A 22,654-nucleotide genomic window follows, 5' to 3' on the forward strand; every position below is an offset into this window, starting at 1 on the left:
CCCCTAACCGGCCTGACCGAGGGTGGAGACGTCGATCACGAAGCGGTAGCGCACGTCGCCGCGCTCCAGGCGGTCGAGGGCGGTGTCGACCCGGTCCGCCGGCACGGTCTCGATGTCCGCGACGATGCCGTGCCGCGCGCAGAACTCCAGCATCTCCTGGGTCTCGCGGATTCCGCCGTTCTTCGTCGAGGTGATGATCCGGCGCGGGTCGCCGAGCAGCATGCCCTGGAACGTGGCGGCCTCGGCGGTGACACCGGCGTTGACCAGCACGCCGTCGAGACGCAGGAGGCGGAGACAGGCGTTGGTGTCGATGCCGCCCGACACGGTGTTGACGATCAGGTCGAAGCTCCGCCCGTGGTCCCGGAACCAGGAAGCGTCCCCCGTGGACACGTAGGCGTCGGCGCCGAACCGCAGTCCGTCCTCGCGCTTGGACGGGCTCCGGCCGAGGACGGTGACCTCGGCGCCCATCGCGTGCGCCATCTTCACGCCGATGTGTCCGAGGCCGCCCATGCCGACGACGGCGACCTTCCTGCCGGGCCCCGCGCCCCAGCGGCGCAGGGGCGCGTACATCGTCACCCCGGCGCAGAGCAGCGGGGCGGCGACGTCCAGGCCGAGGCCGACCGGGATGCGGAGCACGTAGTTCTCGTCCACGACGATCCTGCGGCTGTAGCCGCCGAAGGTGGGCCGCCTGTCGTAGTCCAGCGCGCCGAAGGTGAGGACCTCGCCCTTCAGGCAGTGCTGCTCCTGGCCGGCGAGGCAGTTCTCGCACGCGCGGCAGGAGTCGACGTAGCAGCCGACGCCCACCCGGTCACCGACCGCGTGGCGGGTCGCGCCGGGGCCGGCCGCGACGACCGTCCCGGTGATCTCGTGGCCCGGGACCATGGGGAACAGGCCCTCCATCCAGTGGTTGCGCAGGAGGGCGATGTCGGTGTGGCAGATGCCGGTGTGGGCGATGTCGATGACGACGTCGTGGGGTCCCGGCTCACGGCGCTCGACGGTGGTGAGCTCCAGCGGCGCGCCGGGACCGGCGGCGGCGAGGGCGGCCCTGGGCGCCCAGGGCGTGTCGATGGGCACGCGGTTCCTCGCGTCCACCGAGATGAACGTCTCCCAGGACTGGAAGCAGCGGATCGTCGGCGCGGACGTGGTGGACGCCGTCAAGGCGCTCAACAGCGACCGCGTCCTCCCGCCCTGCGTACGGAATTCGCCGACACCCTCCGCGACCACCCCGGGCGGGTCGACCCCGGGGAGGCCGTACCGCGCCTGCTGGCGGCGATCCGCCGCGGGCGGGGGGACGAGTACCTGCCGTTCACGGGGCAGTCGGCCGGGCTCGTCCACGACGTCCTCCCCGCCGGTGACTTCGCGCGCGGGATCCTGCGGCAGGCGGAGGCCGTCCTCGCCGCGCCGGCCGACGGAAAGCCGTTGCCGCGTCGCTAGGTTGGGCGCATCACCAGCCTCACACACCCCCGACTCTTCGGTCTCGGACGCAATCCCGCGGCCCCCGACGACGTCCTGGTGCGCCTGGCCGCGCACGACCACGGCCGGCACGGGATCCATCTGCGTCGTGGGCGGCTGCCGGACGCGGTCGTCGAGGCCCTGCTGACGTACGGCGGTGGCGACAGCGCCTTCCTGCTCCGCGCGGACCGGCTCTCGCCGGGCATGCTCCGCAGGATCGAGGGGCATCCCGATCCGGCGATCCGTGACGCGCCCGCCGACTTCGTCCGCTCCATGGTGGAGAACGAGGCGCCGATCGGCATCGAGGGCATCGAGGAGGCCTACGGCCGGCCCCGGACGGCACTCGCCGCCGCGCCGGACCCCAAGGTGCGCGCCGCGGTCGCGCGGTCGAGGTCCTGGAGCGGCTGGTACGCGCCCACGGCGATCACGGACGGCCGCCCTCGTCGAGCACCCCAACTTTCCCCGCCACAAGCTGTGTTCGTTCGCCGAGGAAGCGGATCCGCGCGTGCGCCGCGTCGCCCTGGAGGACCCCGGACTCCCCGTACCCGCGTTGGAACGGCTCGCCGCCGCCGAGGAGTCCTACCTGCGCCGCGGGGTCGCGGGGCACCCCGGCGTCACGCTCGCGTTGCTGGAACGACTGCTCAGCGACCCGGCCCCCGAGGTCGCCGACTCGGCCGCGGCCAACCCCGCCCTGCCGCTCGACCGGATGCACCGCATCCTGGCGGACGCCGGTCTGTGACCCGGAGCCCGCGCCCGGTGGCCGCGCGTACCCGGACCGCGGTGACGTGCGGTGCCCGGCCGACGGCGTGCCGGTGCAGGGCCGGGCCCGCCTGGACGACGTCGCACCGCATGTGCGACACCCCCTGGGAGGGAACCGGCCCCCTGAGCGGTGGCGGCGGCGGTGCCACACTGGACACATGGCCCCCGACGCACAGCTCGAAGAGTTGGGTGCGTTCCTCAAGGCACGCCGCGCCGAGCTCAGCCCCCGGACGGTCGGCCTGCCCGACGGCGCCGGAAACCGCCGGGTGAGCGGACTGCGAAGGGAGGAGGTCGCCCGGCTGGCGGCGATCTCCACCGACTACTACACGCGCCTGGAGCAGGGCCGGATGCATGCGTCCGCCCCGGTCCTGGACGCGCTCTCCGAGGCCCTCCACCTCGACGAGGACCAGCGCGACTACCTCTTCGGCCTCGCGGGGAAGGAGACCGCGCGCCCCCGCCGCCGAACCCGCCAGAAGGTCCAGCCGCAGTTGCGGCGCCTCCTGGACGACCTCCCGGCCACCCCCGCCATGGTGCTCGGGCGGCGCATGGACGTCATCGCCTGGAACGTGCTCGCGGCGGCGCTCATCACCGACTTCGGGAGGATTCCGGAGAAGCACCGGAACTACCCCCGGATCCTGTTCACGGACCCCGCCATGCGGACGCTGTACACCGACTGGGGGACCATCGCCCGCTCCTGCGTGGCCCAGTTGCGCATGGAGGCGGCCAAGTATCCGAGCGATCCCGGGCTGACCGCGCTCGTCGGGGAACTGTCCGCGCAGGACCACGACTTCTGTTCGTGGTGGGCCGGCCACCACGTCGCCGCGCTCACGGTGGGGACCAAGGTCCTCGACCATCCGGTGGCCGGTGAACTGTCCTTGGACTGGGACACGCTGACCGCCACCACCGACCCCGACCAGAAGCTCGTGATCTGGACCGCCGAGGTCGGCTCGCCCACCCACGACGGGTTGCGCATCCTCGCCTCCTGGGCCGCGGACCGGTCGCTCTCCACGACTCCCGTGGACTGAACGGCCGCCTCAGGACTCCCGGAGCAGCTCGCGGCAGGCGGCACGCGCGATCCAGCTCTGCGCACGGTCGAAGGCCCAGCCGCGTTCACCGACGAGCGTGCTCCAGGCGTGCGGGCCGAGGTGGAACCACAGCAGGTCGACGGCCTCGGTGCGGCTGACGTCCGGGCGCAGCGCGCCGAGCGCCGCGAGGCGGTCCGCGACCCTGGTCAGGGCCTGGACGTAGTCGTCCGCCCCCCTGTCCAGCACCGCTTTGACGGCCGGTTCCCCCGGCGGATTCCGGTAGAAGAGCCCGTACACCAGATCCCAGTGGCGTTCGTGCGTGAGCCGGGTGCCCTCGGCGGTCAGCGTGATCACGGCGCGCGGGTCGTCGCTGTGCTCGACCGCGGCGAGCGCTTCGGCGATGGCGGGGTCCGTGAGGGCGGGCTCCAGCAGGGCCGCCAGGATCTTCGGCTTGTTCCCCACGCTGCTGTACACCGTGGGCACGGCGACCTTCCCCGCCTCCGCGATCTCCCCGATGGTCACCCCGGCGTACCCCCGTGCCAGGAAGAGCGCCTGCGCGCTGCCCAGGATCGCTTCGCGCGTAGCGGCCGCCGAATGTGCGCGGAGGGGGGAGTGGTACTTCCGGCTCGTCACCGACGCAGCATACCTCTCCACCGTAAGTGATTATATTGACAGTAATTACCTCTAATGAATATGTTCCGTTTCATGAACCACTCCCCGCACGAGCCCATGTCCGTCGTCGAGACCCGGCTCGCCCACGAAGTCCACCGCGTGGCCACCGCGCTGCTGGCGGAGGCGGCCCTCCGCCCCTCCGCGCCCCTGGGCACGCTGGCCCAGCTGCGGGACTTCCTGGTGGTGAACCTGCGCCACCACCACGAGACCGAGGACGAGGACCTGTGGCCGCGGATCGTCGCGACGTCGCCGGCCGCCGCCGACGCGCTGGGGGAGCTCAGCGCGGAACACGAGCGACTGGACGAGGCCCTCGACGCGCTCGCCGCCGTCGTGCTGAGCGGTGACGCCGAGGCAGGCAGGCCCGCGCTCCACGAGGCGGCCGTCGCGGTACGCGACACCGTGCACAGCCACCTGGCGCACGAAGAGCCCGTCCTCTTCCCCGCCCTGCGCGAGCACGTCACGCCCGAGTACTGGGCGGACTTCTCCCAGCGGGTGATCGCCACCACGCCGCCCGTCGCCGGCCACCTGATGATCGGCTTCCTCGACGAGGTGGGCACCCCCGAGGAGGTCGCGCTCATGCTCGCGGCCCTGCCCGAGCCGGTGCTGCCGCTCCTGCCCGCCATGCGCGCGCAGGCCGCGGACGACCTCCGGACCCTGCGCGGCGCCGAGGCCTGACCCCTGGTGTCCCGGACTCCCGTCGGGGTGCGCGAGCCGCATCGCGCCCCGGCGGGAGGCGCCGGGTGCCCTCACGGAGTCGTCAGGCGAGTGAGAAGGCGATCGGGGACCGCCTCGTCTGCCCGACCGACCGTACCCACAGCCGGTGCGCCGTGCCCTCCGGGTCCGCCGTCCGCGGTACGGGCACCGGCCGTGTGTCCCAGCCCGGGCGTCCAGGAGGCAAGCGGCCCCGCTCCGAGGGCGGATTCGGCAAGCCGGAGCGGGGCCGCATCTCCAGGGTGCGCCCGAGGCGCGCCCGGCACACGCCGGGGCAGGTGACCGTCCCGGGAGCACCCCGGGGAGCGCAGGCCCGTGCGGCGCGGGCCGGTGGGCGCCGCGAAACCATAGACGAAGGTATAGGCGGCGCCTCCCGCCGCGACTTTCGTCACCCGCGGAACACAGACTTTCCGCCGAAGACCGGCGACAGGCCCGCGCCATAACTTCGGTGACATGAACCCCACCCCGCGTACGGAATCCGTTCCGCTCGTCCAGCGCCCCGCACAGCTCCTCGCCGGCCTCGCCGGCGTCGTACTCCTCCTGCTGGGCGGTGTGCCGCTCACCGAGCGCATCCTCGCCCACCTTGCGGTGTGGGGCGCCGGCCAGGCCGTCCCAGGACTGCCCCACCTGATCCTCCTCGTCGTGGGCGCCGCGCTGCTCACCCTCTTCTGGCGCCTCCGTCACGGCACGGCTCCCGCCGCCCAGGACCGGTGAACGACGCACACGCACAGGAAGATCACACGGGCCATCACGTCATGACCGATTCCCCCAACGTCCCCGCCATCGAGACCGTCGGGCTGGGCCGGCGCTACCGCCGCGGGTGGGCGCTGCGCGACACCTCCTTCCGTCTTCCCGCCGGCCGCGTCTGCGCGCTCGTCGGCCCCAACGGCGCGGGCAAGACCACCCTGCTGTCCATGGCCGCCGACCTGATCACCCCGACCACCGGCACGATCACACTGTCCGGGCACCGCCCCGGCAGCATCCAGGCCCGCCAGAGCACCGCGTTCCTCAGCCAGCAGAAGGCCCTCTACCCCCGGTTCCGCGTCAGCGAGATCCTGCGCATGGGCCAGGAGCTCAACCCCACCTGGCACCAGGAGACCGCCGAGTCCGTCATCGACGCCGGCCAGGTCCCCATGAACGCCCGGGTAGGCACCCTCTCCGGCGGACAGGCCACCCGCGTCGCCTTCGCCCTCGCGCTGGGCAAGCGCCCCCGACTGATGCTCCTGGACGAGCCGATGGCCGACCTCGACCCCCTGGTGCGCCATCAGATGAACGACATCCTCCAGGCCGAGGCCCGGCGGCACGGCTCGACCGTGGTGATGTCCTCGCACCTGGTCTCCGAGCTGGAGAGCGCCTGCGACTACCTCGTGCTCGTCAACAACGGCACGGTCCGGCTGGCCGGCGAGGTGGACCTCCTCCTCGCCGAGCACCGGCAGATCACCCTGCCCGACCGGCAGGAGCCCGTCCCGGACGGCCACCAGGTCATCGCGAGCTCCGGCGGCGAGGGCGGCCACAGCTCGCTCGTCCGCACCTCCCACGCGTCCCCGTCCGACGCCGGCCACCGCGTCCCCACTCTGGAGGAACTGGTCCTCGGCTATCTGCGCGCGCCCGAGGCGCCCGCACTCCTCACCCCGAGCGCGCGGGTCGACGGCGGCATGGAGGTGGTGGCGGCATGAGCACCGCGACCACCCGCGGCCGCACCGCCGTTCGCCGCGGTCCGCGACTGCGCGGACTGACGTGGCTGATCTGGCGGCAGAACCGCACCGCCTTCTGGATCGGACTGGCGGTCGCGGCGGCGGTCGCCGGCTACGCCCTCGTACAGCACCAGCACGCGGCCGCAGCCGTCACCGCGCAGCACCTGGACGCCTGCCGGGGCCATCAGCTCACCGAAGGCTGCTTCAGCCGCCTCAACAGGTTCGGGCAGCAGTACCAGTTCCCGATGCGGCGGCCGCTCCAGGCCATGCTGCTGCTCCCGTTCCTCTTCGGCCTCTTCCTGGGCGGGCCGCAGCTCGCGCAGGAGCTGGAGTCGGGGACGTACCGGACGGCGGCCACCCAGTCCGTGACCCGCATGCGCTGGTTCGCGGCGAAGCTGGGTGTGCCGCTCGCCATGACGGTCGTCGTCAGCGGTGTCATCGCGGCCGCGATGACCTGGTGGTGGCATCCGGTGGCCGAGGTGATGGGGCCGATGTTCGCCTGGCACGAGTGGTACCCGTTCTACGGGGTGGGGCCCGTCGTCGTCGGCCTGAGCGTCCTGCTCTACCTCCTGGGGGCGACCCTGGGTCTCGTCCTGCGCCGCACCGTCCTGGCCATGGGCGCCACCCTCGTCGCCGGCGCCGGGCTGTTCGCCCTCCTCGAGGCGGTCCGTCCGCACCTGTGGCCCATCCGCACGGGGTACGCGCAGCACACCGATGAACCTCCGGTCCCCGACGGCGCCTGGCAGTTGGCGGACGGCCCGCTGTCCAAGGACGGGCACCGGGTGTCCGAGGCCTGGGACTGCTACGCCTCCGGGAACATCAAGCAGTGCCTCGCCTCCCACGGCGTCACCGGCCACTGGGCGGAGTTCCACCCCGCCTCGGACCTCTGGCCGCTGCAGTGGACGGCGACGGGCCTGTGCCTGGCGCTGGGTGTCGTGCTCCTCGCGCTGTCCGTGTGGTGGACCCGCCGGAACCCGGCCTGATCACCGAGGCCGGGCCCAGAGGGGGACCGTCCTCCCTGGATCGGTGAGGCCTTCATCGGCGCGGCGTCCACGCCGAACCTGGTGGTGAGCGGTGCGGGGCCCGACCGGGCTCCGCACCGCGGAACGAGGAATCAGGAGAGCTGGACATGAGCGTGAACACGATCGCGGTGATCACCGGCGGCAACCGGGTACCGGGCCGTGCCACCGCCCTCGCGCCGGGCACGGCGGGGACGGACGGCGTCCGCACGGTACGGCGGCCTCCTCCCGGCGCGGTCCGCGGGTGCCCCGCCCCGTCGTCACGCACCGGGGCCGACTCGATGGACCGGGACCCGCACCGGCGGTTCGTCGCCGTGCGCAGGGAGGGGCGTCGGCCACGGCGATCGGGCTCAGTGCTCGCCGTGCTCCCGGCGCCCACGACCGGGCAGCATCTCCTGCACCTTCGCCTTGAAGCCCTGCCGGACCATCGCGTCCCGGTCGGAGTCCCCCTTGAGGACGGCCGCCGCCGCGGCCTCGATCTGGTCGAGCGTGGCGTGCGGCGGGATCGGCGGGACGGCGGGGTCGGTGCGGAAGTCGAGGACGAAGGGACGGTCCGCGGCCAGCGCCCGCCGCCAGGCGTCCTCGACCTCGCCCGGCTTCTCGACGCGCAGGCCGTCCAGGCCGATGGAGCGCGCGAAGTCGGCGTAGGCGACGTCCGGCAGGTCCTGCGAGGGCAGGAACTGCGGGGCGCCGGACATGGCGCGCATCTCCCACGTCACCTGGTTGAGGTCGCCGTTGTTGAGGACGGCGACGACCATCCGCGGATCGGACCAGTCCCGGTAGTACTTGGCAGCGGTGATGAGTTCGGCCATCCCGTTCATCTGCATCGCGCCGTCACCGACCAGGGCGATCGCCGGCCGGTCGGGATGGGCGAACTTCGCGCCGATCACATACGGCACACCGGGCCCCATGGTGGCGAGCGTGCCGGACAGGGAACCGCGCATGCCGCCGCGCATCCGCAGGTGCCGGGCGTACCAGTTGGCGGCGGAACCGGAGTCGGCGGCCAGGATGACGTCCTCGGGCAGCAGCGCGTCCAGGGCGTGCACGACGTGTTCCGGGTTGATCGGGTCCGCCTCGACGCCGGCGCGGCGCTCCATCACCTCCCACCAGCGCGCCGTGTCCTTCTCGATCTTCTTCCGCCAACTGCCGTGCTTCTTGCGCTCCAGCCGGGGCAGCAGCCGCGTCAGGGTCGACTTGGCGTCGCCGACCAGGTTCACCTCGAACGGGTAGCGCAGGCCCACCATGAACGGGTCGATGTCGATCTGCACCGCGCGGGCCTTGCCGAACTCCGGCAGGAACTGCGTGTACGGGAAGCTGGACCCGATGACCAGCAGGGTGTCGCAGTCCCGCATCAGCTCGTAGCTCGGCCGGGTGCCCAGCAGGCCGATGGCCCCGGTGACGTACGGAAGTTCGTCGGAGAGCGCGTCCTTGCCGAGCAGTGCCTTGGCCACACCGGCGCCGAGCGTGTCGGCCAGTCGCTCCACCTCCGGCCGTGCGCCGCGCGCCCCTTGACCGATGAGCACCGCCACCTTCTCGCCCGCGTTGAGCACCTCGGCCGCCCGGTCCAGATCGGCATCGCCGGGCACCGGGGCGAAGGAGGGCATGCCCAGGCTGGAGGGCACCATCTTGAACGCGTGCTGCGGCGGGGAGTAGTCGAGCTCCTGGACGTCGGCCGGGATGATCACGGCTGTGACGGTGCGCTTCGCGGCGGCCACCCGCATGGCCCGGTCGATGACGTTGGGCAGCTGCTCGGGAACCGTCACCATCTCCACGTACTCCGAGGCGACGTCCTTGAACAGGCTCAGCAGATCAACCTCCTGCTGGTAGGAGCCGCCCATGGCGCTGCGGTTGGTCTGCCCCACGATCGCCACCACCGGTACGTGGTCGAGCTTCGCGTCGTACAGGCCGTTGAGCAGGTGGATGGCGCCGGGCCCCGAGGTGGCCGCGCAGACGCCGACCCTGCCGGAGAACTTGGCGTAGCCCACCGCCTGGAAGGCGGCCATCTCCTCGTGGCGGGCCTGGACGAACCGTGGCTTGTCGTCCGCCCGCCCCCAGGCGGCGAGCAGTCCGTTGATGCCGTCACCCGGGTAGGCGAAGACATGGTCGACGTCCCATTCCCGCAGTCGCCGCAGAACGTAGTCGGAGACCTTGAGGGACACGGGGGACTCACCTTCCTGTTCGGTTTCCACGTGGTCGGTGGCGCGGTGCGACGGCGGTCGCGAGCGCGGCGGCAGAGGCGAGAGCGCCTGCCGCGGCCGGCAGTCGGCCGTCCCGCGGCGAGGCGTCCGGGCGCTCCGCGAGCCGCTCCGGCCGGTCGCCGGGCACCGGCCCGTCAAGGGCGAAAGCCGGCGCTTCCGCCAGGTGCACGGCGCGCCGGCCCGTTCCGCCCTGCTCGATCTGGGTACGGCGGCTGAACCCGTCGGCGAGGACGAGGGTGCCGGCGGGAGCACGGCGCACGGCCGGCAGCACCCCCTGTTCGCCCACGGCCATGGAGACTTCGTCATGACCGCAGGCGAACCCGATGTCGCCCGCCGGCCCGCGGCACCCCTCGTCGCGTACCCGCGGACCGGCGCGCAGTGGCTGTGCGTCGAGGGCTTCGGCCCGAATCTCAGACCGTACCCGGGACCGCCGGTTCAACTCGTCCAGCACGATGCCGGGCTCCACCGAGCACGTCCTGCGCTCGGCGTCGACGGACAGGAGGTGGTGGCAGTACTCGGTCCAGCCGGTCACGACCGCTGTGTTCGTGCACTGGCCGCCCAGGCTCGTACCGCCGCCTCGGGAGAGTACCGGCGCCCCGAACCGGGCGCGCACCTCGACCGCCGCGGCCCCGGCGTCCAGGTCCCGGGGGACCACCACGCCGATCGGCACCTGGCGGTGGTTCGACCCGTCGGTGGCGTACGCACCCCGGCTGCCCGCGTCGAAGCGCACCTCACCGTCGACCCGGTCGCGGAGCGCGCGCTTCAGGCCGCTCGGATCCGGTCCGACCGGATCGGCCCCGGACCCGCGGGCCTCGGCGCTGTCTGCGTCGCGAGCCATCTGCGTCATCCGCCCTCTGCTCGTCGGTGACACGGTCGGGTGCCCCAGTCACGCGTTCCCGGACCGTCCGATCTCTAACGTGCCCCCGGGCACGGACCGACCGGACGAGCGTGCGGACGGGCGGTTCACCGGCGTGGCCACGGGTACCCGATGGTCCTGTCGCGAAAGACAAACAGCGAGGAAGTGATCGACCATGCGGGCCACCGTGTGGCACGGCAAGCACGACGTACGGGTCGACACCGTGCCCGACCCCCGGATCGAAGAGCCCACTGACGCGCTGGTGCGCATCACGTCCACCGGACTGTGCGGCTCTGACCTGCACCTCTACGAGGTCCTCGCCCCGTTCATGACTCCCGGCGACATCCTCGGGCACGAACCCATGGGCATCGTCGAGGAAGTCGGTTCCGAAGTGGACAACCTCGCTCCCGGTGACCGGGTGGTGGTGCCGTTCCAGATCGCCTGCGGCACCTGCTACATGTGCCGCGAGGGGCTGCCGACGCAGTGCGAGACGACCCAGGTCACCGAGTACGGAAGCGGTGCGGAGCTGTTCGGGTACACCAAGTTGTACGGCAGCGTCCCCGGCGCTCAGGCCGAGTACCTGCGTGTCCCGCAGGCCCAGTTCGGACCGATCAAGGTCCCGGACGGCCCGGCCGACGACCGGTTCGTCTACCTCTCCGACGTCCTGCCCACGGCCTGGCAGGCGGTGAAGTACGCCGACGTCCCGAAGGGCGGCAGCGTGGCCGTCCTGGGCCTGGGACCGATCGGCGACATGTGCTGCCGCGTCGCGCGTCACCTGGGCGCGGGTACGGTCATCGGCATCGACCACGTTCCGGAGCGGCTGACCCGGGCGCGCCGCGACGGTGCCCAGGTCTTCAGCCTCGACGAGTACAAAGACCAGGACGAACTCGTGAAGGCCGTCCGGGACGCCACCGACGGCCGCGGCCCGGACGCCGTCATCGACGCCGTGGGCACCGAGGCGCACGGCAGCACCGTCGGCAAGCTGGTCCAGCAGTCCGCCGGCCTGCTCCCGCGTGCCTGGGCCGCCAAGCTGATGCAGACCGCGGGAGTCGACCGCCTCGGGGCCTTGCACCTGGCCATCGAGCTGGTCCGGCGAGGCGGCACGATCTCGGTCACCGGCGTCTACGGCGGCATGACCGACCCGATGCCGATGCTGACGCTGTTCGACAAGCAGATCCAGCTGCGCATGGGCCAGGCGAACGTCCGGCGCTGGAGCGACGAGATCCTCCCGCTGCTGACCGACGAGGACCCGCTCGGCGTGGACGGCTTCGCCACGCACCACGTCCCGCTGGAGCAGGCCCCGCAGGCCTACGACATGTTCCAGAAGAAGGCCGACGGCGCCATCAAGGTCCTCATGGTCCCGTGACGCCCGCGATCACCCAGGCGGCGCGCCGAGGGGCGTGGCCGCCAGGGCCCGGGCCACGCCGTACAGGTTCGCCGCCATGGCGCGGCCCGTCCTGTGCGACCAGTCGTGACCGCGCTCGTCGTCGAGGTGGTCGGGGCCGGCGCCTGGGCCGAGGTGCCAGTACGTCCAGGCCTGGCCCGGGACGGTGTAGCCGATGTCGCCGAGGGCTCCGGAGATCTCGCTGATGACGTGGTGGGCGCCGTCCTCGTTGCCGGTCACCACGACGCCGGCCACGCGGTTGTAGGCCTCCGGCCGATCGTGCTCGTCGGTCTCGGACAGCATGGCTCCATGCGTTCCAGCACGCGCTGGGCGATCGATGACGGCCTGCCCAGCCACGTCGGCGAGGCCATGATGAGACTCTCCGGGGACAGCAACTTCTCGTGGATCTCCGGCTGGCCGTCGCCGTCACCTTCGTCGCTGGTGACCCCCGGTTTGACGTGCAGGTCGACGGCGCGGACGCAGTCCGTGTTGCCGCTGTGGGCCCGGTCCCGCTTCGCCGAGGACTGAGCGTTCCGGCCCTATCACCCGGATGTCCCATCAAGGAGGCGGTCCCGGTGCCGATATCGCGGTAGTGCCCCAAGAGTCTTCGTGAACAGGCAGTCCGTGTCCCGCGACCACGGGACGTGTCATACGTGGAAGCCCAAGCCCTACCCGGCCCGGAAGCGTGGTGGGAGCGGGGGCTGGACGAGAGTGACGTGCTGTCCCTCGTCGTGCGGGAATTGTGCGCCCGCGGGCTGCTCGCACTGAAGCCTGCGAGTGCGGTAAACCTGGCCGACCATCGCGCCTGAGGCCCGGTTCGGACGGGCCGCACGGGGTACCCCGAAGGCGTCCGCGAGCAGAGCTGCACCAAAGGGCGAGGGCATGTCGCCGTTCGTCCGGCCGATGCGGAGGGCACCGCACCGGAGGCGGACCTCGCGAGCCCCGCCGGGGACGGGCTGCGCCCGCTGGAGGAGGCGAAGAAGGTCGGGCCGCGGGAGGCCCGGGAGTTGTCGAAGACCTTCTTCGGGCGTATGGCCGTCAGCGGTTGCACCGCGGCGTCGCTGGACAGCGCCCTCGATCCCGACGACGAGGACAACGGGGCGATAGCGGACGTCTTCGTGCCACCGACCCCGCCGTCGAAGGCGTGGAGACCTTCTCGCCCTCCGGCCGGTCACCGCAGGCCTCGACCAACGCGACCGGTGCCTGCTGCAGATGCGGTTCGTCAGGAGATGACGCAGTCGCAGACAGGCGACGCCCTCGGGGTCAGCCAGATGCACGTGTCGCGGTTGCTCACCAGGCTCTTGGCGCGCCTGCGCAGCCGCCTCGACGCGGGCGACGCCTAACCCTTGCGGGCTGCGGAAGCGGGGGTGCGCCGACGATGACTGGTGTCGCACCACGGGTACTTCCGGCTGCGCCGGCAGGCGCAGATGGCCACGACGAAACGGTCGGAACGCACCACGCGGCCGTCGTCCAGGACGACCTCCACGGGCCCCTCGATCAAAATCGGGCCGTCACGGGTGAGCGTCACACGCGTCGGAGACGGTTCATCGTCCACGTTCGGCACGGATCACCACCAGCTCTTCCTTCTCCTCGCCCGGGGCTATGAGCCCCCGCGCCTCCAGCCACGCCGACCTGCCGCGCAGTACCGGCCCGAACGGGATGTACCGGCGATCGGTGACCACCGCCCGCAGTCCCGCGCGCCGCAGTCGTCCCAGCGTGCGTTCTGCCCCGCAGAGGCCCGAATGGACGAGCAGCAGCACGCCTCCCGGTGTGAGCAGCGGCGGTGCGTCGGAGCAGATCCGGTCCAGCAGCACCCGGCCGTCCGGCCCCGCGTCCCACGCCACGGAACGGCCCCGGCTGGGCGGACGCGCCCGCGGCGACGGCACGTACGGCGGGTTGGCCATGATCAGGTCGAAGCGGCGATCCGTGACGGGTGCGGTGAGGTCGCCGCGCAGCACCCTGACGCGCAGACGGTTGAGGCGGGCGTTGAGCCGCGTCGTGAGCACGGCTCCCACGGAGGCGTCGACGGCCGTCACCCGGCCGGCGCCGCGTTCGGCGGCCGTCAGCGCCAGCGCGCCCGCGCCCGTCCCCAGGTCGAGGACATCGGCATCGGCTGCGAGGGGCTCCCGCTTCAGCGCGTCCTCCAGCAGAAGCGTGTCGTCCTGGGGGTGGTAGACACCCGGCGGGCACAAAAGCCACATAGAGCCCTGCTACCCCACGACGCGCCGACTAACGTGATTCTCCCGATTCGACCGATGGCCCGGCCTGGCACCCCATGGCGGACAAGGGCCCTGCGGAGAGCGTGGCCCAGGGTCCGCATTCCTCCCGGCATGGGATCCTGCTCCAGGGGTAGTCCAAGAGCCCGAGGTCGCACCTGAGGACGGGAGAGCATGGACGCCGTCGTACCGGAAGCGGGATCCCCAGCCGGATCCCGGGCGCTGTCCGTCACCCTGCCGGGCGGCCTGCTGGAAGGCGTGATGGCGCCTGCCTATGTGGTGGACGGCGAGGGATTGATCATCGCGGTCAACGCCGCAGCGGAAAGCCTTCTGGGGCGGTCCGGTCCGGATCTCCTCGGTCATGACGCCCACGACCTGCTGCACCGTGACAGCCACGGCCGCACTCTGGACCGGTCCCGCTGCGAGATGCGCGACGCCCTCCTCGGACAGCGCACTGGGCACAGCGAGGTGGGGTGGTTCGCCCGAGGCGACGGCAGCCTTCTCGGGCTTTCCTGGTTCCTGACCCCCTACGACCTCGGCCCGGGAGGGCTCGGAGCCCTCGTGATGCTCTACCGGCGACACGAGGTCACGGAGCACCCGGAGAACGCGGACGAGTCTCCCAGGGCCCTGACGGAACTGGACCGCCTCGCGCTGCTGGCAGAGACGACCACTCAGCTCACCTCGACCCTGGACGTGGTCGAGGCTTTGCACCGCCTGGCTGCGCTGACCGTCCCGTTGCTCGCCGACTGGGCCGTCGTCGACCTGCTCACGGAGAACGACGAGGTGCGGCGCGCCTTGGTCGTGCAGTACGCGGACGGTGGCCTCGTAGAGCGATCGGACCTGCAGGGGCCGATGCCGCCGCTGCCGCAGGACTCCCCGATGCCGCTGTCCCGCGCGCTGCGCGGCGCGGCCTCCACCATCGCCACACCGTCGACGTACCACGGCCCACCGGACTCGGGCATCGCCGTGGAACAGCACCGGCTCTTCGAGGAGACCGGCATGCACTCCGCGGCCATCGCCCCGATCCGCGGTCTGCGGGACGTGCTCGGAGCGCTCACACTCGGGCGGGCCGCGCGCCCGGACACCTTCACCGCCTCCGACCTGTCGCTGCTGGAGGACGTGACCCGCCGGGCGGGCCTCGCGCTCGACAACGCCCGCCTCTACCAGCGGCAGCGCAAGGTCTCCGAGACGATGCAACGCCACCTGCTGCCGCAGATGCCCACGATCCCCGGGCTGCATATGACGGCCCGGTACGTGGCCGCCCCCCAGGCCTCACAGGTCGGCGGTGACTGGTACGACGCCTTCCCACTCATGGACGGGGCCACCGCGCTCGCCATCGGCGACGTCGTGGGACACGACCTCGACGCCGCCGGCGGCATGGCCCAGATCCGCAACATGCTGCGCGCCTTCGCCTGGTCGCACCCCGAGGCGCCCAGCGACGTCGTCAGCCAGCTCGACCAGGCCGTCATGCACATCGCCGAGGTGCCGATGGCGACGGTGCTCCTCGCGCGGCTCACCAGCGGGGACGACGGTCTGTGGCGCCTGCGGTGGACCAACGCCGGACATCCGCCGCCGCTGCTGGTGGACCACGACGGACGCACGCGCTTCCTCACCGGTGGCCACGGCATCCTGCTCGGCACCGGCACCACCAGGCCACGCGAGGACGCCGTCGTCACCCTGCCCCCGCGGTCCACCCTCGTGCTCTACACCGACGGACTGGTCGAATCCACCCGGCACTCCATCGACGACGGCCTGGACCGGCTCCGCAAACACGCGGCCTCCCTCGCCCGGCGCCCCCTGGACCCGTTCAGCGACGCGCTGCTGGACCGGGCACGGCCCACGGACAACGACGACGACGTCGCCTTCCTCGCCCTGCGCACGCCCGACCCCGCGGACTGACCGGTCGCTCCTTCCCGTCCACGGCCGGGTGACATCTCCGCGCTCCGGGGAAGGAGCGCAGGGAGCGAGGGAGGCCACCGTGTCGAATGACCAGTTCGGACTCGACGACGTCCTCGCGGCGGCTGAGGCGGCCGCGCCGATGCGGTCCCTGGACGTCGTGGCGCGCAATCTCAGGGAGCGGTTCGGAGCCGGATCGGTGTCGTTCCTGCTCCCCGACGTCATCGGCCAGAAGATGGTGCGGGTGAGCGAGGATGTCGCCTCACGGGGCGGCACCAGCGCCGAGCAGATCCCCCTGCACGGCAGCATCTACCACGACGTCCTGCGCAGCCAGCGGGTGATGCGGGCACCCGTCGACGGGGCCGGGCAGCGGGTGGTCGCGCCCGTCACCAACCGCGGCGACACCATCGGCGTGCTGGAGCTGACCCTGCCCGACGGCACCGACGAGGTGCTGGCCCAGGTCGCCGACGCCGCGCACGCGCTGGCCTACATCGTCGTCACCGACCGCCGGTTCACCGATCTCTACCACTGGGGCAAGCGCACGACACCGCTCACCCTGGCCGCCGAGATCCAGCGCGGGCTGCTGCCGTCCGCCGCATCATGCGAGGCGGACGAGTTCACCGTCGCCGCGGCACTGGTGCCGGCGGACTCCGTCGGCGGCGACACCTACGACTACACCGTCGACCACGACACGCTGCACCTGTCCATCACCGACGCCATGGGCCACGACGTCGAGTCCGCCCTGCTGGCCACCGTCCTCGTGAACGCCTCGCGCCGTGCCCGCCGCGCCGGGCACGACCTCGCCGAACAGGCCCTGGAAATGCACACGGCGCTCCTCGAGCACGGCAGCCACGGCCACGCCACCGGGCAACTCCTCCGCATCGCCGTGGACGGGACCGGCTGCCGACTGGTCAACGCCGGACACCCCTGGCCACTGCGTCTGCGTGACGGCACCGTGGAGGAACTCGACCTGCGGATCAACCTCCCCTTCGGCGTCCCCTCCGCGCCGCCCTTCCGCGTCCAGGACGTCGACCTGCGACCCGGCGACCGGCTGGTGCTCTACACCGACGGCATGCAGGAGCGCGAGGCCCGCAGCGTGGACCTGCCCGCCGTGCTGCGTGACTCCGCCGCCGAGCACCCCCGCGAAGTGGTCCAGGTGATGACCTCCGCCGTGTCCGTGGCCTGCCACGGTCATCTCCAGGACGACGCCACGGTCGTGTGCCTCGACTGGCGTGCGCAGACGCCCCGGCCCGGAGAGCGATGAGCGCCGGGTTTGCCCTGGAGTGTGAAGGAAAGCCGCTCAACATGAGGCTTACAAGGCTTACGAAGCAAAGCTCCCCCAACGGTCCCATCCCCGCTGCGATGGACACCCTGGAAGGGCAGGCGTGGCTCGACGGACTCGCCGCCGGCGCCCGGAAGGTCGTGCGCGCGGTACCCCTGGGCCGGGGGCGAGACGTGTTGCGCGGCCTGTGGCTCGGCCACCCCGTGCACCCGGTGCTGGTGCAGGTGCCGATCGGCGCCTGGACCTGCGCCGGGATCCTCGACCTGCTCCCCGGCGAGAGCCGCGCCGCGCGCCGTCTGGTAGCGGTGGGCCTGGTCGCCGCCGGGCCCGCGGCCCTCGCCGGCTGGGTGGACTGGGCGGAGCAACGCCCCCGCCAGGCCCGCGTGGGCCTGGTCCACGCGACCGCCAACATCGCCGCCGTCAGCGCCTACGCGGCCTCGCTCGTGTACCGCATCAAGGGACGCCCCGTGCTCGGCCGGGCCCTGGGCTTCGGCGGTATGTCACTTGCCACGATGGGCGGTGTGCTCGGCGGCCACCTCGCGTACCGGCAGGGTGCGGGAATGAACCACGCGGAGGCGGTGCCCGTGCTGGTGGAGCCGGGCTGGCACCGCATCGGGGTGCCGGAGGACTTCCCTGTCGGCGAACCGGTCCGGCGGATGGCAGACGAGGTGTCGGTGGTCGTGGTCCGGGAGTACGACGGGCGGTTCCACGCCCTGGCCGGTCGCTGCAACCACATGGACGGCCCCCTGCACGAGGGCAAGGTCCTCGAGGGCTGCCTCGAATGCCCGTGGCACGGCAGTCAGTTCCGCCTCTCGGACGGAGCCAACATCCAGGGCCCGGCGACCGCGCCGCAGCCCCGCTTCGACTGCCGGATATCCCCGGACGGTCACGTGGAGGTCCGGCTGGACCGGGAGTGAGCGACGAGGAGGAGCCGCCGTGAGTCACGAAGCCCTCGAGATCTACATGAACGACCATCTGGCCGGTTCCACCACCGGTCAACTGATCTCCCGCCACCTCGCCGAGCACCACCGCTCCTCTCCGCACGCCGGCGAGCTGCGACGCTTGGCCGACGAGATCGAAGAGGACCGGCAGAGCCTCCTCGACCTGATGGCCGACCTCGACGTACCGGCACGCCGGCACAAGGTCTACGCGGGGTGGCTCGCCGAGAAGGCACGCCTGCTCAAGCTCAACGGACGGGTCACCCGTCGCTCCGGCCTGAGCACGGTCATCGAACTCGAGGCACTGCGCCTGGGCATCGAGGGCAAGAGCCTTCTGTGGCAGTCGCTTCTGACGCTCACGCCCAAGATGGAGCTCGACGAGGACCGGCTGCGGGCGCTGCTGGACCGCGCGCAGGAGCAGATCGACACGGTCGAGACCGTGCGACGCGACGCCGTCGGCGCGGGCCTGGGCTGACCGGCCCGACGAGGGTCATCGTGGTGAACCTGGTGATGATCCGCCGGTACGGGGTACCCGTCCCTCAGGACCAAGCCGAGCAAATGGGGTGAAGGAAATGCCCGCAGGATCGAGCCGCAAGCGCGAGCGGCAGTACGAGCACATCAAGGAGAGCGCGAAGGACCGGGGCGAGAGCGAGAAGCGGGCCGAGGAGATCGCCGCCCGCACGGTCAACAAGGCACGCGCCCGCGCGGGCGAGTCGAAGACCGCCAGTCGCAGCTCCACCCAGGACATGTCCTCGGGCAAGCGCGGCGGGCAGCGCTCCGGCAAGGGCTCGCAGGGACCCACTTACGAGCAGCTCTACGCCGAGGCCAAACGCCGCAACGTCGACGGCCGCTCGCACATGAACAAGGCCGAACTCCAACGCGCCCTCGGCGGCAGCTGACCGCACGCGGGCCGACCAGCGGAGGACATCATGGTCATTCTCGGCATCATCCTTCTGATCATCGGCTTCCTCGCCGGGATCTCGATCCTCTGGACCATCGGACTGATCCTGGTCGTCATCGGCCTCGTGCTCTGGGTGTTGGGCGCCGTGGGGCACTCCGTCGGCGGACGACGGCACTACTGGTAGGTCGCGCGGCGACCCACTCGGTCAGGCATCGCGGAGGCCGCGCGCGACCGCCACGGCGGCCGCGGCGGCCACTGCCGCGGCCCCCACGGCCGTGTGGTGACGCGAGGCCCACGACTGAGCGCTCCGCGAGTGTGCCTGCTCCCCCGAAGCGGCCGTGCGCGCCGAAATCGTGTCCCTCGGGACCGTCGGCCGGTGACCACAGGTTCATCGGAGCCCCGGGATCGCGCTCCTCGGCGGTCTGCTGCGAGCTGAAGCCGGTACGAGCCAGGTACCTGTCCAAGAGGCCCGGCGCGACCGCGTTGGCCAGCAGCGTCGCCGCGGTGGTCCCTCCGACCCAGTACTCGCGCCTACGGGGGTGGTCCGCGGCGTGGACGATCGCCCGGCAGCCACCTCCGGCCGGTAGATCGGCGGCACGGGCTGGGCCCGGTGTGGCAGCCGGCTGAGTACCCAGTCGAACTGCGGGGTGTCGAGCGCCGGCAGTTGCACCATCGGCGTACGCACCTGGGAGCCGGAGTGCAGCAGAGCGCAGCGACTCGTTCCAGCCCTGGATGGCGTGCTTGGCACCGCAGTAGCCGACTGCAGGGGGATGCCGCGGTAGGCCGGCGTGGAGCCCACCAATCATGCGCCGCAGCGCAGCCTGCGTGCCGTGCATACAGCCCAGATAAGTGACCTCGGTGACCCGCCGGAACTCGTCCGGTGCGATCGCGGTGAAGGGCGCGAAGATTCCGGTGAAAGCGCTGTTCACCCACACGTCGACTGGGGCCGAACGCTTCCTCGACGGGGGACGCGGGCCGCCTCCACCGCGTCGCCGTCGGACACGTCGACCGGCACGGTCGGAGCCTCACCGCCGGCCCGCACCACGTCGTCGGCCGCCGCGGCCAGTCCGGCGTGGCCGCGGGCCAGCATCGCGACACGGTCCCCGCGGGCCGCGGGGACCGTGCCGACACCCCGCTCGCCCCGGTCACCACGACCGTCATGGCGTGTCGTCGTTCCGTCAGGGGGTGCGGCTACCCGGCCGGGGAGCTTCGTACCGGGACGCAGGGGTAGGCGTTCGGCATGGCGGAATACGACGCCTCGCCCTACGTCCCCGAGGACGCGGACCTCGCCGCCCTCAGCAGTGCCGCCGCGGGCTGCCGGGGGTGCCCGTTGTACGCGGACGCGACTCAAACGGTCTTCGGCCAGGGGGAACCCTCTGCGAGTGTCGTCCTGGTCGGTGAGCAGCCGGGAGACCAGGAGGACCGGCAGGGCCGCCCCTTCGTCGGCCCGGCCGGAAAGGTCTTGGACAAGGCGATGGAGGAGGCCGGCATCGATCCCGCCGACGCCTACGTCACCAACGCCGTCAAGCACTTCAAGTTCACCGTTTCCGAGCGTGGCAAGCGGCGGATCCACAAGCAGCCGACGCTGCGCGAGGTCGCCGCCTGCAAGCCGTGGCTGTACGCCGAACTGGAACGGATCACCCCGAGGATCGTCGTCGCGCTCGGTGCGACCGCGGCGAAGGCTCTGATGGGGCCCGAGTTCCGGGTCACCAGGCAGCGCGGGAAGCTCCTCACGCCCGGTGTCTCCCTGGACGGCGCCCACGTCCTCGCCACCGTGCACCCCTCGGCCGTGCTGCGGGCAGGCGAGAACCGCGAGGAGATGTACGCCGGGCTGGTCGCGGACCTGCGCGTGGTCGCCGACGCCATCGGCTGACCCGGGCGCCCGGACGGCGGAACTCCGTTTTCCGGGACCCCACGCGGGAAGTCACAGAGCAGATGCACTGACCACGTTCCCCAGGGAGGTGCGCCATGAGTACGCCGCACGCAGGCAACCGTTCCGCCCCCTACAGCGGCATCGAGCACAAGGTGCCGCCAACGGAGACGCCTCCGGCGGAGAGCAGCACCACCGAAGGGATCTCCGTCCCCGAGCGCCCGGAACTCCACAATGCGTGGGGGTTCGCACCCCTGGTGCTCATACTGGGCGTCGTCGCGATCTTCCTCGCCGGGGTCATCGCCATGATCGTCGCCCTGTCGTCGTAGCCGGACCTCAGGGGCGCCTCCGGACCGAGGGTGACCCATGCTGGAGGGAGCAGGGCAGCAGTCCCGAGGGTCGTAATAGCCTCTCGCGGCCCTCTTCCGGTTGAGCTGGTCTCCGCCCGTGGTGGTGTGGCGGAGACCAGCTCTTCTCCATCGGGTGCCCGACGGCAGCCCCAGCCGGTCAGGACCGGTCAGTCCACGGCAGCGCCGGCGGCCTCGGTCAGGGCAGGGCGGGGACCGCCACGTCGAGGCCGCGGGCCGCGACCAGCTTCGCGCTGCCGTCGGCAAGGCGGTAGCAAAGGCCCACCACGGCGGCCTGCCCGGCCGAGACCTTCTCGGCGAGTACCCGGGAGCGGTCCAGGAGCAGGTCGACGGTGTGCCTGACGTGCTCGGCGAGGATCTCCTCCGGCTCGACCCGTCCCGCGGCTCGTGCCGCCAGCACGCTGGGTGTCACCCGCTCGACGACGTCCCTGATGTACCCGGCTGGTGACATGCCGTCCTCCAGCGCGGCGCACGCGGCGCCGACAGCCCCGCACGAGTCGTGCCCGAGCACCACGACCAGAGGACAGCCCAGAACGCCCACGCCGTACTCGATGCTGCCCATCACCTCCGCGCCCATGACGTGACCCGCGGTGCGGACCACGAACAGGTCGCCCAGGCCTCGGTCGAAGATGATCTCGGCTGCCAGCCGTGAGTCGGAGCACCCGAACATCACGGCGAAAGGCTGTTGGGCGGGGGCGGTCTCAGTGCGACGGGCGGCGTCCTGATTGGGGTGCTCGGGGGCGCCGGTGACGAAGCGCTGATTGCCTTCCAGTAGGAGAGCGAAGGCGTCGTGAGGCATCGCGGTCGGGATCGTGGTCATGGCGGCAGCCTACGAGCCGGTACCCGCCGTCGCATTGCAGCATCGCGGCATGGGGCTGCAGAATTCGCCCTCCGCCTCGGCCTCCGCCTCGGCCTCCGCCTGAGGACGCCGGTGACCGTGGCGTTGGCGGCGCGAGCCGGGATCGCGGCGGTGTCCGCGTTTCGGGCACCGGTGTTCAGGAGGGTCTTCCGGTCGGGTCGAAGGAGATGCACGCGCCCGGCCCCGCGAGCTCGATCTTCACTCCTGGTGTCTTTGCCGCAGCGTGTTCGATCAGCCGGGCGAAGGCTTCGGATTTCCCCTGGTGGACCGGGTAAGCGGTGCTGGTCACGGTGGTCCCCGGTTCGTCGCTGAGCCGGGCACCCGCCTGTGGGTCCCTGCGGGAGGCTGCGGCCACAGCGTCGTCCGCGCGGACGGCCCGACCGCTGGTGCCGTAGGGCGGCATCACGACTATGCGGGCTCGACCGCCCCAGGATGCTCCTCGGGCGATCGAAGCGCAGTGTGGAAGTGCGACCCCGTCCAAGCGGAACGAGATTCAGCCCACAGGGCGGGGTCGCCCACGGCCGCGGGCCCGCTGCAACGAGACCCGGCCGCTG

General features: G+C 72.0%; 22 protein-coding genes and 2 pseudogenes. 16 read left to right on the forward strand and 8 right to left on the reverse strand.

All coding sequences use genetic code 11. From position 1 onward, the window contains the following. Positions 1-3 precede the first annotated feature (3 nt). Positions 4-1,068: an NAD(P)-dependent alcohol dehydrogenase gene (locus PV342_RS34625; protein WP_500320214.1), complete on the reverse strand. Its 1,065-nt coding sequence runs from the start codon at positions 1,066-1,068 to the stop codon at positions 4-6. A gap of 889 nt (positions 1,069-1,957) precedes the next feature. Here PV342_RS34625 and PV342_RS34630 point away from each other — a divergent pair. Together PV342_RS34630 and PV342_RS34635 are read left to right on the forward strand one after the other, a co-directional pair. Further along, a complete protein-coding gene (locus tag PV342_RS34630) occupies positions 1,958-2,191 on the forward strand; it encodes a hypothetical protein (RefSeq protein WP_400806919.1) in 234 nt (77 codons plus the stop codon). A gap of 178 nt (positions 2,192-2,369) precedes the next feature. Continuing rightward, positions 2,370-3,236 (forward strand): helix-turn-helix domain-containing protein, encoded by an 867-nt coding sequence (locus PV342_RS34635; protein WP_400806917.1) that lies wholly within the window; start codon positions 2,370-2,372, stop codon positions 3,234-3,236. 9 nt (positions 3,237-3,245) lie between these two features. On the opposite strand, the gene PV342_RS34640 is transcribed toward PV342_RS34635, so the two are convergent. After that, positions 3,246-3,869, reverse strand: a complete 624-nt coding sequence (locus tag PV342_RS34640; RefSeq protein WP_400806914.1) for a TetR/AcrR family transcriptional regulator — start codon at positions 3,867-3,869, stop codon at positions 3,246-3,248. Between the two features lie 72 nt (positions 3,870-3,941). Between PV342_RS34640 and PV342_RS34645 the strand changes: the two genes are divergently transcribed. From PV342_RS34645 to PV342_RS34660, 4 genes are all read left to right on the forward strand, one after another. Continuing rightward, complete coding sequence (locus PV342_RS34645; RefSeq protein WP_329189677.1) at positions 3,942-4,583, forward strand: hemerythrin domain-containing protein; 642 nt, start codon at positions 3,942-3,944, stop codon at positions 4,581-4,583. Positions 4,584-5,072: 489 nt separating this feature from the next. Next, positions 5,073-5,333: a hypothetical protein gene (locus PV342_RS34650; RefSeq protein WP_400806911.1), complete on the forward strand. Its 261-nt coding sequence runs from the start codon at positions 5,073-5,075 to the stop codon at positions 5,331-5,333. Between the two features lie 41 nt (positions 5,334-5,374). After that, positions 5,375-6,295: an ABC transporter ATP-binding protein gene (locus PV342_RS34655; RefSeq protein WP_400806909.1), complete on the forward strand. Its 921-nt coding sequence runs from the start codon at positions 5,375-5,377 to the stop codon at positions 6,293-6,295. Further along, positions 6,292-7,296 carry an ABC-2 membrane transporter-related protein gene (locus PV342_RS34660; RefSeq protein WP_400806907.1) on the forward strand — a complete coding sequence of 335 codons (1,005 nt, stop codon included), beginning with the start codon at positions 6,292-6,294 and terminating at the stop codon, positions 7,294-7,296. Before PV342_RS34655 ends, PV342_RS34660 begins: the two co-directional genes overlap by 4 nt. Before the next feature lie 386 nt (positions 7,297-7,682). Here the strand turns inward: PV342_RS34660 and PV342_RS34665 are convergent, their stop codons facing one another. Continuing rightward, positions 7,683-9,491 carry a thiamine pyrophosphate-requiring protein gene (locus PV342_RS34665; protein ID WP_500320216.1) on the reverse strand — a complete coding sequence of 603 codons (1,809 nt, stop codon included), beginning with the start codon at positions 9,489-9,491 and terminating at the stop codon, positions 7,683-7,685. Between the two features lie 411 nt (positions 9,492-9,902). Then, a pseudogene (locus PV342_RS34670) lies at positions 9,903-10,368 on the reverse strand (FAD-binding oxidoreductase); the annotation flags it as partial. A gap of 193 nt (positions 10,369-10,561) precedes the next feature. On the opposite strand from PV342_RS34670, the gene PV342_RS34675 reads away from it, so the two are divergent. Then, positions 10,562-11,752: a zinc-dependent alcohol dehydrogenase gene (locus PV342_RS34675; RefSeq protein ID WP_018562247.1), complete on the forward strand. Its 1,191-nt coding sequence runs from the start codon at positions 10,562-10,564 to the stop codon at positions 11,750-11,752. Positions 11,753-11,761: 9 nt separating this feature from the next. Here the strand turns inward: PV342_RS34675 and PV342_RS34680 are convergent. Next, positions 11,762-12,255 (reverse strand): annotated as a pseudogene (locus PV342_RS34680) (flavodoxin family protein); the annotation flags it as partial. Between the two features lie 744 nt (positions 12,256-12,999). On the opposite strand from PV342_RS34680, the gene PV342_RS34685 reads away from it, so the two are divergent. Continuing rightward, positions 13,000-13,113, forward strand: a complete 114-nt coding sequence (locus PV342_RS34685; RefSeq protein ID WP_500320171.1) for a sigma factor-like helix-turn-helix DNA-binding protein — start codon at positions 13,000-13,002, stop codon at positions 13,111-13,113. Here the strand turns inward: PV342_RS34685 and PV342_RS34690 are convergent. Both PV342_RS34690 and PV342_RS34695 read right to left on the reverse strand, forming a co-directional pair. After that, positions 13,110-13,334, reverse strand: coding sequence for a CDGSH iron-sulfur domain-containing protein (locus PV342_RS34690; protein WP_386996685.1), 225 nt, complete (start codon positions 13,332-13,334; stop codon positions 13,110-13,112). The two genes, PV342_RS34685 and PV342_RS34690, sit on opposite strands and share 4 nt — an antisense overlap. Next, entirely contained in the window at positions 13,315-13,971 is a 657-nt protein-coding gene (locus PV342_RS34695; RefSeq protein WP_400806904.1) for a HemK2/MTQ2 family protein methyltransferase, read from the reverse strand. Before PV342_RS34695 ends, PV342_RS34690 begins: the two co-directional genes overlap by 20 nt. A 189-nt stretch (positions 13,972-14,160) precedes the next feature. Between PV342_RS34695 and PV342_RS34700 the strand changes: the two genes are divergently transcribed. From PV342_RS34700 to PV342_RS34735, 8 genes are all read left to right on the forward strand, one after another. After that, positions 14,161-15,885: a PP2C family protein-serine/threonine phosphatase gene (locus PV342_RS34700; protein ID WP_500320173.1), complete on the forward strand. Its 1,725-nt coding sequence runs from the start codon at positions 14,161-14,163 to the stop codon at positions 15,883-15,885. A gap of 79 nt (positions 15,886-15,964) precedes the next feature. Next, positions 15,965-17,146 (forward strand): PP2C family protein-serine/threonine phosphatase, encoded by a 1,182-nt coding sequence (locus PV342_RS34705; protein WP_400806898.1) that lies wholly within the window; start codon positions 15,965-15,967, stop codon positions 17,144-17,146. 98 nt (positions 17,147-17,244) lie between these two features. Beyond that, the gene (locus tag PV342_RS34710) at positions 17,245-18,081 is read left to right on the forward strand and encodes a Rieske (2Fe-2S) protein (protein ID WP_400806895.1); all 837 of its coding nucleotides are present in this window, start codon (positions 17,245-17,247) and stop codon (positions 18,079-18,081) included. 19 nt (positions 18,082-18,100) lie between these two features. Next, entirely contained in the window at positions 18,101-18,577 is a 477-nt protein-coding gene (locus PV342_RS34715; RefSeq protein WP_361008020.1) for a hypothetical protein, read from the forward strand. A 97-nt stretch (positions 18,578-18,674) separates the two neighbouring features. Then, positions 18,675-19,001 (forward strand): plasmid stabilization protein, encoded by a 327-nt coding sequence (locus PV342_RS34720; protein ID WP_361008022.1) that lies wholly within the window; start codon positions 18,675-18,677, stop codon positions 18,999-19,001. 30 nt (positions 19,002-19,031) lie between these two features. Beyond that, positions 19,032-19,187 carry a DUF6131 family protein gene (locus tag PV342_RS34725; protein ID WP_018562256.1) on the forward strand — a complete coding sequence of 52 codons (156 nt, stop codon included), beginning with the start codon at positions 19,032-19,034 and terminating at the stop codon, positions 19,185-19,187. A 1,056-nt stretch (positions 19,188-20,243) separates the two neighbouring features. Then, entirely contained in the window at positions 20,244-20,876 is a 633-nt protein-coding gene (locus tag PV342_RS34730; protein ID WP_386996671.1) for a UdgX family uracil-DNA binding protein, read from the forward strand. Between the two features lie 95 nt (positions 20,877-20,971). Continuing rightward, positions 20,972-21,202 carry a DUF6480 family protein gene (locus PV342_RS34735; RefSeq protein ID WP_386996668.1) on the forward strand — a complete coding sequence of 77 codons (231 nt, stop codon included), beginning with the start codon at positions 20,972-20,974 and terminating at the stop codon, positions 21,200-21,202. A 217-nt stretch (positions 21,203-21,419) separates the two neighbouring features. Here PV342_RS34735 and PV342_RS34740 read toward each other — a convergent pair whose 3' ends face one another. After that, positions 21,420-22,061: a carbonic anhydrase gene (locus tag PV342_RS34740; protein ID WP_400806886.1), complete on the reverse strand. Its 642-nt coding sequence runs from the start codon at positions 22,059-22,061 to the stop codon at positions 21,420-21,422. Positions 22,062-22,654: the final 593 nt, after the last annotated feature.

The organism is Streptomyces sp. PA03-3a, assembly GCF_033792735.1.
GTDB lineage: Bacteria > Actinomycetota > Actinomycetes > Streptomycetales > Streptomycetaceae > Actinacidiphila.

Bases quoted from the DNA above. Each gene is read 5' to 3' on its own strand.
- PV342_RS34700 (WP_500320173.1), top strand. From the start codon at position 14,161: ATGGACGCCGTCGTACCGGAAGCGGGATCCCCAGCCGGATCCCGGGCG.
- PV342_RS34695 (WP_400806904.1), bottom strand. From the start codon at position 13,971: ATGTGGCTTTTGTGCCCGCCGGGTGTCTACCACCCCCAGGACGACACG.
- PV342_RS34730 (WP_386996671.1), top strand. From the start codon at position 20,244: ATGGCGGAATACGACGCCTCGCCCTACGTCCCCGAGGACGCGGACCTC.
- PV342_RS34710 (WP_400806895.1), top strand. From the start codon at position 17,245: ATGGACACCCTGGAAGGGCAGGCGTGGCTCGACGGACTCGCCGCCGGC.
- PV342_RS34645 (WP_329189677.1), top strand. From the start codon at position 3,942: ATGAACCACTCCCCGCACGAGCCCATGTCCGTCGTCGAGACCCGGCTC.
- PV342_RS34720 (WP_361008022.1), top strand. From the start codon at position 18,675: ATGCCCGCAGGATCGAGCCGCAAGCGCGAGCGGCAGTACGAGCACATC.
- PV342_RS34735 (WP_386996668.1), top strand. From the start codon at position 20,972: ATGAGTACGCCGCACGCAGGCAACCGTTCCGCCCCCTACAGCGGCATC.
- PV342_RS34685 (WP_500320171.1), top strand. From the start codon at position 13,000: ATGACGCAGTCGCAGACAGGCGACGCCCTCGGGGTCAGCCAGATGCAC.
- PV342_RS34635 (WP_400806917.1), top strand. From the start codon at position 2,370: ATGGCCCCCGACGCACAGCTCGAAGAGTTGGGTGCGTTCCTCAAGGCA.
- PV342_RS34655 (WP_400806909.1), top strand. From the start codon at position 5,375: ATGACCGATTCCCCCAACGTCCCCGCCATCGAGACCGTCGGGCTGGGC.
- PV342_RS34650 (WP_400806911.1), top strand. From the start codon at position 5,073: ATGAACCCCACCCCGCGTACGGAATCCGTTCCGCTCGTCCAGCGCCCC.
- PV342_RS34725 (WP_018562256.1), top strand. From the start codon at position 19,032: ATGGTCATTCTCGGCATCATCCTTCTGATCATCGGCTTCCTCGCCGGG.
- PV342_RS34675 (WP_018562247.1), top strand. From the start codon at position 10,562: ATGCGGGCCACCGTGTGGCACGGCAAGCACGACGTACGGGTCGACACC.
- PV342_RS34740 (WP_400806886.1), bottom strand. From the start codon at position 22,061: ATGACCACGATCCCGACCGCGATGCCTCACGACGCCTTCGCTCTCCTA.
- PV342_RS34660 (WP_400806907.1), top strand. From the start codon at position 6,292: ATGAGCACCGCGACCACCCGCGGCCGCACCGCCGTTCGCCGCGGTCCG.